A 15750-nucleotide genomic window follows, 5' to 3' on the forward strand; every position below is an offset into this window, starting at 1 on the left:
GCTTTTACTCTTGTTTTAGCGCGTTTGGTCAGTATAATGGGCATCCACTTTGCAGGGGCGTAGTTCCAATTGGTAGAACAGCGGTCTCCAAAACCGACGGTTGGGAGTTCGAATCTCTCCGCCCCTGCCACTTTTCAGCTAGCAAGTCTAAGTCTAAAAATCTGTTTTAAAAGCAAGTTTTTAAGGTTAGATTTGGATAGATTTACCCTGTCGAGTGACGGGGTTGTTGTGTCTGTATTTAAGGTATCAGGAATTATGAGTGCAAATGTAGAAAACCCGTCAAGCTCAATGGACTGGGTAAAGTGGCTATTCGCCATTGCGTTACTGGCAGCGGCAGTAGTAGGTAACACCGTTTATGGTGAAGAGTCTGCGCTAATTCGAGCGATCGGTGTCGTTGCGGCAGTGGCTATCGCCTTAGCGGTAGCGGCGACCACGGAAAAGGGCCGTAACTTTATCACGTTTGCGAAAGAGGCACGCATCGAAGTACGTAAAGTGGTTTGGCCAACGCGCCAAGAGACCACGCACACGACGTTCATCGTAATGATTGCGACAGTTATTATGGCGCTAATCCTTTGGGGATTGGATGGAATTTTATTCCGAGTAGTAGGCTTTTTAACTGGATTGGAGATCTAGTCCCATGACGGAAGAGAAAAAAGAAAAGAAATTACGTTGGTATGTGATTCAGGCATTCTCAGGTTTTGAGAAGCGTGTAGCACAAACCATCAAAGAGCACATTCAAATCCAGGGTCTGGAAGACAGCTTTGGTGAAGTGCTAGTGCCTACTGAAGAAGTAGTTGAAATGCGTGCCGGTCAAAAGCGCAAGTCAGAGCGTAAGTTCTTCCCAGGCTATGTACTGGTTGAAATGGACATGAACGATGAAAGCTGGCACCTGGTAAACAGCACGCCACGTGTCATGGGCTTTATCGGCGGTACTTCTGACCGTCCTGCGCCGATCAGCAAAAAAGAAGCGGACCGCATCCTTAACCGTCTTCAAGAGAACGCCGAAGCACCTAAGCCGGCTACCTTGTTTGAACCGGGTGAAGTGGTACGCGTTGTTGATGGTCCTTTCGCCGACTTCAACGGTGTGGTTGAAGAAGTGGATTACGAGAAAAGCCGCTTGAAAGTATCTGTGCTTATCTTCGGTCGTTCAACGCCGGTTGAACTTGAATTCGGCCAGGTAGAACAAGATAAATAATTTGTCTACTTAAACGACAAAATCGTATTGAAAAAGGCCGCTGATTAACTTATAATCAGCGGCCTTTTTGTATTCATCGCCCGGTGTTTGTCACTCGGTGATGAGGGTGAAAAGAGTACTAAATTTTTAATTGGGAAGCCGTTTGAGTACGCGTCCTCGCGCGCACGAGGCTAAGACCCACCTAACGAGGTATAATCATGGCTAAAAAAGTTGAAGCTTTAATCAAGCTACAAGTTGCTGCTGGTATGGCTAACCCTAGTCCACCAGTAGGTCCTGCTCTAGGTCAACACGGTGTAAACATCATGGAATTCTGTAAAGCGTTCAACGCCCGTACAGAATCTCTAGAGAAAGGCGCACCTGTTCCTGTAATCATCTCTGTTTACAGCGACCGTTCATTCACGTTTGAAATGAAGACTCCTCCTGCTGCTTACCTTCTTAAGAAAGCTGCGGGCATCAAGTCTGGTTCAGGCCGTCCTAACACTGAGAAAGTAGGTTCTGTTACTCGCGCTCAACTAGAAGAAATCGTTGAGATGAAGAAACCAGACCTTACAGCGGCCGACATGGACGCTGCGGTACGCACTATCGCAGGTTCTGCGCGTGCAATGGGCTTGAACGTAGAGGACTAAGATAATGGCAAAACTAACTAAACGTATGCGTACTATCCGCGAGAAAGTGGAAGTAACTAAAGATTACGAAATCAACGAAGCTGTAGCGCTTCTTAAAGAGCTAGCGACTGCTAAGTTCGTTGAAAGTGTTGACGTTGCTGTTAACCTTGGTATCGACGCACGTAAATCTGACCAAAACGTACGTGGCGCAACTGTTCTTCCTCACGGTACTGGCCGTGACGTTCGCGTAGCTGTATTCACCGCTGGTGCAAATGCAGAAGCTGCGAAAGAAGCAGGTGCTGACATCGTAGGTATGGAAGACCTTGCCGAGCTAGTTAAGAAAGGCGAAATGAACTTCGACGTAGTTGTTGCTTCTCCAGATGCAATGCGCGTTGTTGGTCAACTAGGTCAAATCCTAGGTCCACGTGGTCTTATGCCTAACCCTAAAACTGGTACTGTAACTCCTAACGTTGCAGAAGCAGTTAAAAATGCAAAAGCTGGCCAGGTTCGTTACCGCAACGACAAGAACGGCATCATCCACACTACTATCGGTAAAGTGGACTTCACAGCTGAGCAACTACAAGAAAACCTTGAGTCTCTAATTGTAGCGCTTAAGAAAGCTAAGCCTTCTCAAGCAAAAGGTACTTACATCAAGAAAGTAAGCATCTCTACTACTATGGGCGCAGGTGTTTCTGTAGACCAAAACTCTCTAAGCACGCAGGTAGCGTAATTTAAGAGTTTACGTGGCGCGATTTTTATACTATAATTTCGCGCCATTTTGTTGAGAAAACGTCTCAACAAAGCAACAAATTCGGGTTGAAGCCAAGTTACTTGGCTTCCGTCCAAGACCGTAGGTGCAGTGATTCACTGCTTAATCTCCTACGTAGACGGTGTGAATCCCAGCTAGATTTTTCCTAATCTTCTGGCTCTCGCCGTAACAAGCAGCTCCGCTTACTTATGAGTGGAGTAGAGTAAAACTGAGGAATGGAAGTTCCTCACAACCAGGAGTAACACCCATGGCTTTAAATCTTCAAGACAAAAAAGCAATTGTTGCTGAAGTCAACGAAGCTGCCAAAGGTGCTCTATCTGCAGTTGTTGCAGATTCTCGTGGTGTAACTGTAGACGCTATCACAGCCCTTCGTAAAGAAGCTCGTGAAGCTGGTGTATGGATGAAAGTTGTTCGTAACACCCTAGCTAAACGTGCTGTTGAAGGTACTGAATACGAGTGTCTAACTGAATCACTAGTAGGCCCTAGCCTAATCGCTTTCTCTTCTGAGCACCCAGGTGCTGCAGCGCGTATCTTTAAAGATTTCACTAAGAGTCATGAAGCGTTTGAGCTTAAAACGGCTGCTTTTGACGGTTCTCTAGTTGATGTAGACATGCTTGCTAAGCTACCTACATACGACGAAGCAGTTGCACGTCTAATGAGCGCTATGAAAGAAGCTTCTGCGGGCAAGCTGGCAAAAACTCTTGCTGCAGTTCGCGACCAGAAACAAGAACAAGCTGCTTAATTTTTATTTATAAGCTATTGTTCTTTATCGGTGTATTGAATTTAATGAACCGCAAGGTTCGAGAATATTAGGAAATTTACAATGTCTGTAACTAAAGACCAAATCCTTGACGCTATTGCTGAAATGTCAGTAATGGAAGTTGTTGAACTAGTTGAAGCAATGGAAGAAAAATTCGGCGTAACTGCAGCTGCTGCTGTTGTTGCTGCTGGTCCTGCTGAAGCTGCTGAAGAGAAGACTGAGTTCGACGTAATCCTAGCTGGCGCTGGCGCTAACAAAGTTGCTGCTATCAAAGCAGTACGTGGCGCAACAGGTCTTGGCCTTAAAGAAGCTAAAGCTCTTGTTGAATCAGCTCCTGCACCTATCAAAGAAGGTGTATCTAAGGAAGAAGCTGAAGCACTTAAGAAAGATCTTGAAGAAGCTGGTGCTGAAGTTGAGATCAAGTAATCTAGCATACGCTAGGTTCGCTGCCTGAGAAATCAGGCAAGGGCTGGTGATTATTTAATCACCGGCCCTTTTGCGCTATAGAGAGAAAATTCACTATTGCGCTTTCTATAACCAAATTTCACTATTATTATCAATTAGTTACACCTAAATATTGGCAATAGCAGTGACATTTGGACGCAACTCTAAATGTTGTAGAAATTGGCATTTCGTCAATGAAGTCCTGTTCTTACAAGAACAGGTAGGGTCAAAGATCAGCAAGCTGAGGAACCCCATGGCTTACTCTTATTCTGAAAAGAAACGTATCCGTAAGGATTTTGGTAAACGTCCACAGGTTTTGGATGTGCCTTTCTTACTGCAGATGCAGCTAGAATCGTTTAAAAAATTCTTAACGCCGGACGCTGACGGTGATTTCGGTTTGGAAGCTGCTTTCCGTTCCGTTTTCCCGATTAAAAGCTACTCGGGCAATTCTGAGCTTCAATACGTAAGTTATCGTATTGGTGAGCCAGTATTCGACGTTAAAGAATGTCAAATTCGCGGCGTGACATATTCTGCTCCACTTCGCGTGAAACTTCGTCTAGTGCTTATGGACAAAGAAGCACCTGGCACTGTTAAAGACATCAAAGAGCAAGAAGTTTACATGGGCGAGATTCCGCTCATGACCGACACAGGTACCTTTGTTATCAATGGTACTGAGCGTGTTATTGTTTCTCAGCTACACCGTTCACCTGGTGTATTCTTTGATAACGACCGTGGTAAAACCCACTCGTCGGGTAAAGTACTTTATAACGCCCGCGTTATCCCTTACCGTGGTTCTTGGCTCGACTTTGAATTCGATGCTAAAGATAACCTGTATGTACGTATTGACCGTCGTCGTAAACTTCCTGCGTCGATCATTCTACGTGCCCTTGATTTCTCAACCGAAGAAATCCTAAACATCTTCTTCGAAACCACTACGTTTGAAGTGACTGACGGTAAAGTTCTAATGGAACTTGTGCCTTCACGTCTACGTGGTGAAACCGCCGCTTTTGATATCAAGAGCGAAGACGGTGAAGTAGTGATTGAGCAAGGCCGTCGTGTTACTGCGCGTCACATCAAAACTCTCGAAAAACAAGGCATCGATCAACTAGAAGTACCACACGAGTACATCATTGGTCGCGTACTAGCTAAGAACTACGTCGATGAGTCTACCGGTGAAGTGATCGCCAACGCCAATGACGAGCTTTCTCTTGAGCTGATGGCTGAGCTTGTTAAAGCGGGCCACACTCAGATCGCCACCCTGTACATCAATGATGTAGACAGCGGTGCGTACATGTCTGACACAGTGCGTATTGACTCAACGTCAAACCGCCTAGAAGCGCTTGTGGAAATCTACCGCATGATGCGCCCTGGTGAGCCACCAACAAAAGAAGCGGCTGAAGCATTATTTGAAAACCTATTCTTCACCGATGAGCGCTATGATCTATCAACCGTAGGTCGTATGAAGTTCAACAGCCGTGTTGGTTACGATTCAGACGAAGGTCCAGGTACACTTTCTAAAGAAGATATCGTGTCTGTAATGAAAGTGTTGATCGACATCCGTAACGGTAAAGGCGATGTGGATGATATCGACCACCTAGGTAACCGTCGTATTCGTTCTGTGGGCGAAATGGCCGAGAACCAATTCCGTGTTGGTCTAGTGCGTGTTGAGCGTGCGGTACGTGAGCGCCTAAGCCTTGGTGATCTTGATGCCATCATGCCACAAGACCTGATCAACGCTAAGCCTATCTCGGCAGCGGTGAAAGAGTTCTTTGGTTCATCACAGCTTTCACAGTTCATGGACCAGAACAACCCGCTTTCAGAAGTAACGCACAAGCGTCGTATTTCTGCATTAGGCCCGGGTGGTCTTACCCGTGAGCGTGCAGGCTTCGAAGTACGTGACGTACACGTAACGCACTACGGTCGCGTATGTCCAATCGAAACGCCTGAAGGTCCAAACATCGGTCTAATCAACTCATTGTCTACGTACGCACGTACCAATGACTTCGGTTTCCTGGAAACACCTTACCGTAAAGTGGTAGACGGTGTGGTTACCGACGACGTTGATTACCTATCTGCTATCGAAGAAGGTCAATTCGTAATTGCTCAGGCAAACGTTGACTTGAACGATAACAACGAATTTATTGAAGAACTGGTTACTTGTCGTCACAAAGGTGAATCAACCTTGATGCCGCGCGAAGACATCCAATATATGGACGTATCGCCACAACAGGTTATTTCAGTAGCTGCTGCTCTTATCCCATTCCTAGAGCACGATGATGCGAACCGTGCATTGATGGGATCGAACATGCAACGTCAGGCTGTTCCTACACTACGCGCCGATAAGCCGCTAGTAGGTACAGGTATCGAGCTTACACTTGCCAAAGACTCAGGTGTAACCATCGTTGCTAAGCGTGGTGGTGTGGTTGATTACGCTGATGCGAGCCGTATCGTTATCAACGTAAACGAAGATGAGCGCGTACCAGGCGAAGCCGGTATCGACATCTACAACCTGACTAAGTACACCCGTTCTAACCAGAACACCTGTATTAACCAAAAGCCAACTTGTATGGTTGGTGAGCCAATCGTACGTGGTGACGTACTGGCCGACGGTCCTTCAACAGACCTAGGTGACTTGGCATTGGGTCAAAACTTACGCGTGGCATTCATGCCTTGGAATGGTTACAACTTCGAGGATTCAATCCTACTTTCAGAGAACGTTGTAAAAGAAGATCGTCTAACGACTATCCACATCCAAGAGCTTCAGTGTATTGCTCGTGATACTAAGCTTGGGCCTGAAGAGATCACAGCCGATATCCCGAACGTGGGTGAGTCTGCACTAGGCAAGCTGGATGAGTCTGGCGTTGTTTACATCGGTGCGGAAGTGAAAGGTGGTGATATCCTAGTAGGTAAAGTAACGCCTAAGGGTGAAACCCAGCTAACTCCTGAAGAGAAGCTACTACGTGCGATCTTCGGTGAGAAAGCGTCTGACGTTAAAGACAGCTCACTGCGTGTACCTAACTCGGTATCGGGTACGGTTATCGACGTACAAGTCTTCACCCGTGACGGTGTAGAAAAAGACAAGCGTGCGCTTGAAATCGAAGAAATGCAGCTGCGTGAAGCGAAGAAAGACTTCAACGAAGAGTTCAAGATCCTTGAAGAAGGTGTATTGAGCCGTGCTCGCAAACTTCTTACCGATTCAGGTGTAGACGCAGCGAAACTAGTTGGTCTTGCTGCCGATAAGATCCTAACGCAAAGTCTGGCCGCAGAAGACAAGCAAGCCGAGCTAGAGCAACTTGCTGCTCAGTACGACGAGCTTAAGGCCGAGTACGATAAGAAATTTGAAACCAAGCGTCGCAAGATCACTCAAGGTGATGACTTAGCGCCAGGCGTATTGAAGATTGTGAAGGTTTACCTAGCGGTTAAACGTCGCATCCAGCCAGGTGATAAGATGGCGGGTCGTCACGGTAACAAGGGTGTTATCTCGACTATCGTACCAGTAGAAGACATGCCTTACGATGACAAGGGCCGTACCGTAGATATCGTACTAAACCCACTGGGTGTACCATCACGTATGAACATCGGTCAGATCCTTGAAACGCACATGGGCCTAGCGGCACGTGGTATCGGTGAGCGTATCGAAGAAATGATGAAAGAGCAGCGTGAACTTCACGAACTGCGCGAATTCATCAAGAAAGCGTACGAGCTAGGTGAGTGTCGTCAGAAAGTAGACATCGACACCTTCTCAGATGACGAAGTTCGTCGTCTAGCCGAGAACCTTAAAGGCGGTCTACCAATCGCAACCCCAGCATTCGATGGCGCTAAAGAAAGCGAAATCAAAGAGATGCTAGAGCTAGGTGGCTACCCATCAAGCGGTCAGGTAACCCTGTATGACGGTCGTACCGGTGACCAGTTTGAGCGTCAAGTAACCGTAGGTTACATGTACATGCTGAAACTGAACCACCTTGTTGATGACAAGATGCACGCTCGTTCAACTGGTTCTTACAGCCTAGTAACGCAACAGCCGCTGGGTGGTAAAGCTCAGTTCGGTGGTCAGCGCTTCGGTGAGATGGAAGTATGGGCACTTGAAGCGTACGGCGCAGCCTACACGCTACAAGAGATGTTGACGGTGAAGTCGGATGACGTGAACGGTCGTACCAAGATGTATAAGAACATCGTTGATGGCAACCACAAGATGGAGCCAGGTATGCCGGAATCATTCAACGTATTGTTGAAAGAAATCCGTTCACTCGGTATCAACATCGAGCTTGAAGAAGAATAAGCCGGTTGGGCGCCTAGCGCGCCCACTACCTGCAAAAAGAATGAATGGGCGGTTGTCCGCCCTCGAGATTAACCTCCGACAGGAGAGCTAAGGTGAAAGACTTACTTAAGTTTCTGAAGCAACAAAATAAGACCGAAGAATTCGACGCAATTCGCATTGGTCTTGCTTCGCCAGACATGGTGCGTTCATGGTCATTCGGTGAAGTAAAGAAACCTGAGACCATTAACTACCGTACTTTCAAGCCTGAGCGTGACGGCTTATTCTGTGCCCGTATCTTCGGCCCAGTGAAAGACTATGAGTGTTTGTGTGGTAAATACAAGCGCTTAAAACACCGTGGTGTTATTTGTGAAAAGTGTGGCGTTGAAGTAACGCTGACTAAAGTACGTCGTGACCGCATGGGTCACATCGAGCTTGCAAGCCCAGTTGCACACATCTGGTTCTTGAAATCACTACCGTCTCGTATCGGCTTAATGCTTGATATGACGCTACGTGACATCGAGCGCGTACTGTACTTTGAATCATTCGTTGTGACCGAGCCAGGCATGACTACGCTTGAGCGTGGCCAGCTTCTGGGCGAAGAAGAGTACCTGGATGCTCTTGAAGAGCACGGCGATGAGTTCGAAGCCAAGATGGGTGCGGAAGCCGTACTTGATCTTCTTAAAGAACTAGACCTAGGTCAGCTGATCGCAGAAATGCGTGAAGAGCTACCGACTATCAACTCTGAAACTAAGCGTAAGAAAATCACTAAGCGCTTGAAGTTGATGGAATCATTCCACCAGTCTGGCAACAACCCAGAGTGGATGATCATGACGGTTCTTCCGGTTCTGCCACCCGATCTACGTCCTCTAGTACCACTAGACGGCGGTCGTTTTGCGACCTCAGATCTGAACGACCTATACCGTCGTGTGATCAACCGTAACAACCGTTTGAAGCGTCTACTTGACCTAGCGGCACCGGACATCATCGTACGCAACGAAAAGCGTATGCTGCAAGAAGCGGTAGATGCGCTACTTGATAACGGTCGTCGTGGTCGTGCGATCACAGGTTCTAACAAGCGTCCTCTTAAGTCGCTTGCAGACATGATCAAGGGTAAGCAAGGTCGTTTCCGTCAAAACCTTCTAGGTAAGCGTGTTGACTACTCAGGCCGTTCTGTAATCACCGTAGGTCCTACACTGAAACTACACCAGTGTGGTCTTCCTAAGAAAATGGCACTTGAGCTATTCAAGCCATTCATCTACGGCAAACTAGAGCGCCGCGGTATGGCGACAACCATCAAAGCTGCGAAGAAGATGGTTGAGCGTGAAGTACCAGAGGTTTGGGACGTACTAGACGAAGTAATTCGTGAACACCCAGTGCTACTTAACCGTGCACCGACACTTCACCGTTTGGGTATCCAGGCATTTGAGCCGGTACTAATCGAAGGTAAAGCGATTCACCTGCACCCGCTAGTGTGTGCGGCGTATAACGCCGACTTCGACGGTGACCAAATGGCGGTTCACGTACCATTGACGCTAGAAGCGCAGCTAGAAGCGCGTGCGTTGATGATGTCAACCAACAACATTCTTTCGCCTGCGAACGGTGAGCCAATCATCGTACCTTCACAGGACGTTGTATTGGGTCTTTACTACATGACCCGAGATCGCATCAATGCCAAAGGTGAAGGCCTGGTATTGAAAGACGCGAAAGAAGCTGAAAAAGCATACCGTACTGGCGTAGCCGAACTACACGCACGCGTAAAAGTACGTATGACGCAAACAGTGATTGCTGAAGACGGTACTGCAAGCGAAGTAACCGGCATCGTAGAAACCACTGTCGGTCGTGCAATCTTCTCATTGATCATGCCACAAGGCTTACCGTTCGAGTTGGTTAACCGCCCACTTGGTAAGAAGCAAATCTCTGGCATGTTGAACGAGTGTTACCGTCTACTAGGTCTGAAAGATACCGTTATCTTTGCCGACCAAGTAATGTACACCGGTTTCCACTACGCGATGAAGTCGGGTGTGTCTATCGGTATCAATGACATGGAAATTCCACCGGTTAAAGCTGAGATCATCGAAGCGGCCGAGGAAGAAGTTGCTGAAATCAACCAGCAGTTCCAGTCAGGTCTTGTAACCGCCGGTGAAAAGTACAACAAAGTTATCGATATCTGGTCACGTGTGAACGAAAACCTATCACGCGAAATGATGGCTAACCTATCGAAAGACACGGTTGTAAACGCTGAAGGTGTTGAAGAAGAGCAAGACTCATTCAACTCAGTGTTTATGATGGCCGACTCGGGCGCTCGTGGTAGTGCGGCCCAGATTCGTCAGCTAGCGGGTATGCGTGGTCTGATGGCACGTCCGGATGGTTCAATCATCGAGACGCCAATCACCGCAAACTTCCGTGAAGGTCTAAACGTACTTCAGTACTTCATCTCGACGCACGGTGCGCGTAAAGGTCTTGCCGATACCGCATTGAAGACAGCGAACTCGGGTTACCTAACGCGTCGTCTAGTAGACGTTGCCCAAGACTTGGTAATCAACGAAGTAGACTGTGGCACCGAAGATGGTCTAACTATGAAGCCGCTAATCGAAGGTGGTGACGTAGTTGAGCCGCTACGCGAGCGTGTACTAGGTCGTGTAGTTGCAGAGCCTGTGGTTATTCCTGGCACCGACGAAGTGCTTGTAGAGCGCAACGTGATGCTTGACGAGAAACTGTGTGACCTTCTAGAAGAGCACTCGGTGGACGAAGTACGCGTACGTTCTGTTATCACCTGTGACAACGACTTCGGCGTATGTTCGAACTGTTACGGTCGTGACCTGGCCCGTGGCCACCGCATCAATGCGGGTGAAGCGGTCGGTGTTATCGCGGCACAGTCAATCGGTGAGCCGGGTACCCAGCTTACGATGCGTACCTTCCACATCGGTGGTGCGGCATCTCGAGCGTCAGCAGAGAACAGCGTACAAGTTAAGAACAACGGTCGTCTGAAGCTGCACAATGCGAAATTCGTATTGAACACTGAAGGCAAGATTGTAATCACTTCACGTTCAACAGAAATCACCATCATCGATGAGCATGGTCGTGAGAAAGAGCGTTATAAAGTACCTTACGGTGCAGTACTAACTGTACAAGACGGTGCCGAAGTGAAGGGTAACGACATAGTTGCTATGTGGGACCCGCACAGTCACCCAATTATTATCGAGCACGAGTCAAAAGTGTCGTTCAGCGACATCGACGATTCGAACACCGAAACGCAGACCGACGAGCTTACTGGCCTAACACGTGTGGTTGTTAAAGACCTAGCGAAAGTAAATGCCAAAGAGCCCAAGCTAATCATTGAAAATGAAGAGCGTGGCCTGCAGGAAATCCGCCTACCGTCATTCACCACAATCGAAGTGAGCGATGGCGCGACCTCTAAACCAGGTGACGTACTGGCGCGTATTCCACAAGAAGGTTCGAAGACTCGTGACATCACCGGTGGTCTACCGCGCGTAGCGGACCTATTCGAAGCTCGTAAGCCGAAAGATCCAGCAATCCTTGCTGAAATCTCAGGTATGGTAAGCTTTGGTAAAGAGACCAAAGGTAAGAAACGTCTTGTGATCACGCCTGAAGAGGGTGATGCATACGAAGAAATGATTCCTAAGTGGCTCAGCTTAACGTGTTCGAAGGTGAGACAGTATCTAAAGGTGAAGTAATCGCCGATGGTCCTGAGTCTCCGCATGACATCCTTCGTCTACGTGGCGTAACCGATGTTGCTAACTACATCGTTAACGAAGTGCAAGACGTTTACCGTCTGCAAGGTGTAAAGATTAACGATAAGCACATCGAAACCGTTATCCGTCAGATGCTACGTAAGTGTCTGATCACTGACGGCGGTGACTCTGAATTCCTAGCCGGTGAGCAGGTTGAGGTAGCACGTGTAAACATTGCTAACCGTGACCTGGAAGCCCAAGGTAAGATCCCAGCTAAATTCGAAATTCAGCTGATGGGTATTACCAAGGCATCACTTGCTACAGAATCATTCATTTCAGCAGCCTCGTTCCAGGAGACCACGCGTGTCCTAACCGAAGCCGCTGTAAATGGTAAGAGCGATGAGCTTCGTGGTCTGAAAGAGAACGTAATCGTGGGTCGCTTGATCCCAGCCGGTACCGGCTTTGCGTATCACCAGGACCGCGCAAACCGTCGCAAGCAAAATGCAGAGGATTTGCTTGAGCCAACGGTCAGTGCAGAAGAGGCAACTCAAGCACTAACCGATGCGCTAAATGCAGATTTGTCTGGCGACCAGGAATAAAACTTAATTTCATAATTAAGTCATGCCTAGAGTGGTAGAATGCTGCTCTGGGCATTGTTTTGGTTGACAGGCTAAACTTTGCTCATTAAAATTCCGCCACCCTTTTACTCGCTACAACGACTGTTGCGGATAAATTGGGCGGAATTTTTAATTTTTTCAGTAGTAACTTTAATTTTTCAGGAGCTATTTAATGGCAACTATTAACCAGCTAGTGCGCAAGCCACGTCGCAGCAAGGTTACTAAAAGTAACTCAGCCGCGCTAAAGGCATGTCCACAAAAGCGTGGTGTATGTACTCGTGTATATACTACTACTCCTAAGAAACCTAACTCGGCTCTACGTAAAGTAGCCCGTGTTCGTCTAACGAACGGTTTCGAAGTAACATCATACATCGGTGGTGAAGGTCACAACCTTCAAGAGCACAGTGTAATCCTTATCCGTGGTGGTCGTGTTAAAGACTTACCAGGTGTACGTTTCCACACTGTTCGCGGTGCACTTGACTGTGCAGGCGTAAATGACCGTAAACAAGGTCGTTCTAAGTACGGTGCAAAACGCCCTAAGGGCTAATGGTTCTCCGTTAGTAAGGCCAAGCACTTAAATTTTTAATAAATATTGTTTTGGGAATCTGTTCAAAAGACAGACCTGAAGATACCGGAGATTCAAAATGCCAAGAAGACGCGTTATAGGTCAACGTAAAATTCTTCCAGATCCTAAGTTCGGATCAGAATTACTTGCAAAGTTCGTCAACGTAGTAATGCTTGACGGCAAAAAATCTACTGCTGAAAAAATCGTATATGGTGCGCTAGACGTGGCTGCTGAGAAATCAGGCAAGTCGCACCTAGAAATCTTTGAAGCTGCACTTGAAAACGTTCGCCCACAGGTTGAGGTTAAATCTCGCCGTGTTGGTGGTTCAACGTACCAAGTACCAGTTGAAGTACGTCCAGTTCGTCGCAACGCACTAGGTATGCGTTGGTTAGTTGACGCTGCACGTAAGCGTGGCGAAAAATCTATGGGCCTTCGTCTGGCTCAAGAGATCGTTGACGCTGCTGAAAACAAAGGCACTGCGGTTAAGAAACGTGAAGACGTTCACCGTATGGCTGAAGCGAACAAAGCATTCGCTCATTACCGTTGGTAATCTGTCCTTAACCTTTAAGAGGATAATATGGCACGTACAACTCCAATTGAGCGCTACCGCAACATCGGTATTTGTGCTCACGTAGATGCGGGGAAAACCACCACCACGGAACGTGTACTTTTCTACACGGGCCTGTCTCACAAAATCGGTGAGGTACATGATGGTGCCGCAACTATGGACTGGATGGAGCAAGAGCAGGAGCGTGGTATCACTATCACGTCTGCTGCGACTACTTGTTTCTGGAAGGGGATGGACGCGCAATTTGACGATCACCGCATTAATATCATCGACACTCCTGGACACGTTGACTTCACCATTGAAGTAGAACGTTCATTACGAGTGCTTGATGGTGCCGTGGTCGTGCTTTGTGCCTCATCAGGTGTACAGCCACAGACAGAAACAGTCTGGCGTCAGGCCAACAAGTACGAAGTTCCTCGAATGATCTTCGTAAACAAGATGGACCGTATCGGCGCCGACTTTTTGTCGGTTGTAGATCAGGTGAAAACCCGCCTGGGTGCTACTCCTGTTCCCATTCAGCTACCTATCGGCGCTGAAGAAGACTTTAAAGGTGTAATCGATCTTATCAAGATGAAAGCCATCAACTGGAACGAAGCGGACCAGGGCATGACTTTCAGCTATGAGGAGATCCCGGCAGAACTTCTAGACGAAGCCGAAGAATACCGCTCGCAACTTATTGAAGCGGCTGCGGAAGCGTCTGAAGAACTAATGGACAAATATTTAGAGGAAGGCGACCTCAGCGAAGCTGAGATCAAAGAAGGCCTGCGCGCCCGCACCTTAGCGAACGAAATCGTGCTAATGGCTTGCGGTAGTGCATTCAAGAATAAGGGTGTTCAAGCCGTGCTTGATGCCGTGATTGAATACATGCCTTCACCAACCGAAGTCAAAGCAATCCAGGGTGTGTTAGAAGACGGTGAAACCGAAGACACGCGCCCGGCAGACGACGATGCCCCATTTGCGGCCTTGGCGTTTAAGATTGCCACCGACCCCTTTGTTGGTACGCTAACCTTTTTCCGTGTTTACTCGGGCACAGTGGGCCAGGGTGACACGGTTTATAACCCAGTTAAATCAAAGCGTGAGCGCTTCGGTCGTATCGTTCAGATGCACTCAAACTCACGTGAAGAGATCAAAGAAGTTCGTGCCGGTGATATCGCCGCCGCGATTGGTCTCAAAGACGTAACAACAGGTGATACCCTGTGTGATGCGGATTCAGTTATTACGCTTGAGCGTATGGAATTCCCAGAGCCGGTAATCTCTGTTGCGGTAGAGCCAAAAACCAAGGCAGACCAGGAAAAAATGGGTATGGCACTAGGTAAACTAGCTGCAGAAGACCCGTCTTTCCGCGTACAGACCGACGAAGAATCGGGCCAGACCATTATCTCTGGCATGGGTGAACTTCACCTGGATATCATTGTCGACCGTATGAAACGTGAGTTCAAAGTTGAATGTAACGTTGGTAAGCCACAGGTTGCCTATCGTGAAGCGATTCGTTCAACCGTTGAGGTTGAGGGTAAGTTTGTACGTCAATCGGGTGGTCGTGGTCAGTATGGTCACGTTTGGGTCAAACTTGAGCCACTTGATTTTAGCGATGATGACGCACCAACGTTCGAGTTCGTTAACGAAATCGTCGGTGGTACGGTACCGAAGGAATACATTCCTGCGGTAGAAAAAGGTCTCCACGAGCAGATGGAGCAAGGTGTCCTTGCTGGTTATCCGCTACTGGGCGTGAAAGCGACACTATTCGATGGTTCATTCCACGATGTCGACTCGAACGAAATGGCCTTTAAGATCGCTGGTGCGATGGCAATGCGTAAGGGTGCGCTCGAAGCAACCCCGGTATTGTTAGAGCCAGTCATGAAGGTTGAAGTGATCACTCCTGAAGCAAACATGGGTGATGTTGTAGGCGACCTAAACCGTCGTCGCGGTATGATCGATGGTATGGATGAGGCGCCAGGCGGCTTGAAACAAATCAACGCCGAGGTTCCGCTTTCAGAAATGTTCGGTTATGCAACTGACTTACGTTCTGCAACCCAAGGTCGTGCTTCGTACTCGATGGAATTCCTCAAGTACGCGGAAGCGGCTAAGAACGTCGCAGAATCTATTATTGCAGCTCGCGCTGTTAAGTAATTTGAGTTCGGTCCGATTCATTAAGGGTCGGACTTTAATTTCTTTATAGGAATTTTTAAAATGGCAAAAGAAAAGTTTGAACGCGTAAAACCGCACGTAAACGTTGGTACAATCGGCCACGTTGACCACGGTAAAACAACTCTAACTGCA

The 15750-nt window shown here is 47.8% G+C and carries 11 protein-coding genes, 1 tRNA gene and 1 pseudogene; all 13 read left to right on the forward strand.

The features are described 5' to 3' along the window. Nucleotides 1–53 precede the first annotated feature (53 nt). Nucleotides 54–130, forward strand: a tRNA-Trp gene (locus C2M36_RS01010). Between the two features lie 125 nt (nucleotides 131–255). Continuing rightward, nucleotides 256–633: a preprotein translocase subunit SecE gene (gene secE, locus C2M36_RS01015; protein WP_105253345.1), complete on the forward strand. Its 378-nt coding sequence runs from the start codon at nucleotides 256–258 to the stop codon at nucleotides 631–633. 4 nt (nucleotides 634–637) lie between these two features. Continuing rightward, entirely contained in the window at nucleotides 638–1195 is a 558-nt protein-coding gene (nusG, locus tag C2M36_RS01020) for a transcription termination/antitermination protein NusG (protein ID WP_105189358.1), read from the forward strand. Nucleotides 1196–1392: 197 nt separating this feature from the next. After that, the gene (gene rplK / locus C2M36_RS01025) at nucleotides 1393–1821 is read left to right on the forward strand and encodes a 50S ribosomal protein L11 (protein WP_105253346.1); all 429 of its coding nucleotides are present in this window, start codon (nucleotides 1393–1395) and stop codon (nucleotides 1819–1821) included. A gap of 4 nt (nucleotides 1822–1825) precedes the next feature. After that, complete coding sequence (gene rplA, locus C2M36_RS01030; RefSeq protein WP_105253347.1) at nucleotides 1826–2530, forward strand: 50S ribosomal protein L1; 705 nt, start codon at nucleotides 1826–1828, stop codon at nucleotides 2528–2530. A gap of 286 nt (nucleotides 2531–2816) precedes the next feature. Beyond that, the gene (rplJ, locus tag C2M36_RS01035; RefSeq protein ID WP_105253348.1) at nucleotides 2817–3311 is read left to right on the forward strand and encodes a 50S ribosomal protein L10; all 495 of its coding nucleotides are present in this window, start codon (nucleotides 2817–2819) and stop codon (nucleotides 3309–3311) included. Nucleotides 3312–3392: 81 nt separating this feature from the next. Continuing rightward, nucleotides 3393–3755, forward strand: coding sequence for a 50S ribosomal protein L7/L12 (gene rplL / locus C2M36_RS01040; protein ID WP_105189354.1), 363 nt, complete (start codon nucleotides 3393–3395; stop codon nucleotides 3753–3755). A 271-nt stretch (nucleotides 3756–4026) separates the two neighbouring features. After that, nucleotides 4027–8052 (forward strand): DNA-directed RNA polymerase subunit beta, encoded by a 4026-nt coding sequence (rpoB, locus tag C2M36_RS01045; protein ID WP_105253349.1) that lies wholly within the window; start codon nucleotides 4027–4029, stop codon nucleotides 8050–8052. 92 nt (nucleotides 8053–8144) lie between these two features. Then, nucleotides 8145–12322 (forward strand): annotated as a pseudogene (gene rpoC, locus C2M36_RS01050) (DNA-directed RNA polymerase subunit beta'). A 190-nt stretch (nucleotides 12323–12512) separates the two neighbouring features. Continuing rightward, the gene (rpsL, locus tag C2M36_RS01055; protein WP_010387308.1) at nucleotides 12513–12887 is read left to right on the forward strand and encodes a 30S ribosomal protein S12; all 375 of its coding nucleotides are present in this window, start codon (nucleotides 12513–12515) and stop codon (nucleotides 12885–12887) included. Between the two features lie 97 nt (nucleotides 12888–12984). Then, nucleotides 12985–13455 (forward strand): 30S ribosomal protein S7, encoded by a 471-nt coding sequence (gene rpsG, locus C2M36_RS01060; RefSeq protein ID WP_105199929.1) that lies wholly within the window; start codon nucleotides 12985–12987, stop codon nucleotides 13453–13455. Between the two features lie 27 nt (nucleotides 13456–13482). Beyond that, nucleotides 13483–15600: an elongation factor G gene (fusA, locus tag C2M36_RS01065; RefSeq protein ID WP_105253350.1), complete on the forward strand. Its 2118-nt coding sequence runs from the start codon at nucleotides 13483–13485 to the stop codon at nucleotides 15598–15600. Between the two features lie 60 nt (nucleotides 15601–15660). Continuing rightward, the coding region (locus C2M36_RS01070) for a GTP-binding protein (protein WP_233997923.1) at nucleotides 15661–15750 on the forward strand (90 nt) is incomplete at its 3' end.

The organism is Pseudoalteromonas sp. T1lg75 (genome assembly GCF_002964705.1).
GTDB lineage: Bacteria > Pseudomonadota > Gammaproteobacteria > Enterobacterales > Alteromonadaceae > Pseudoalteromonas.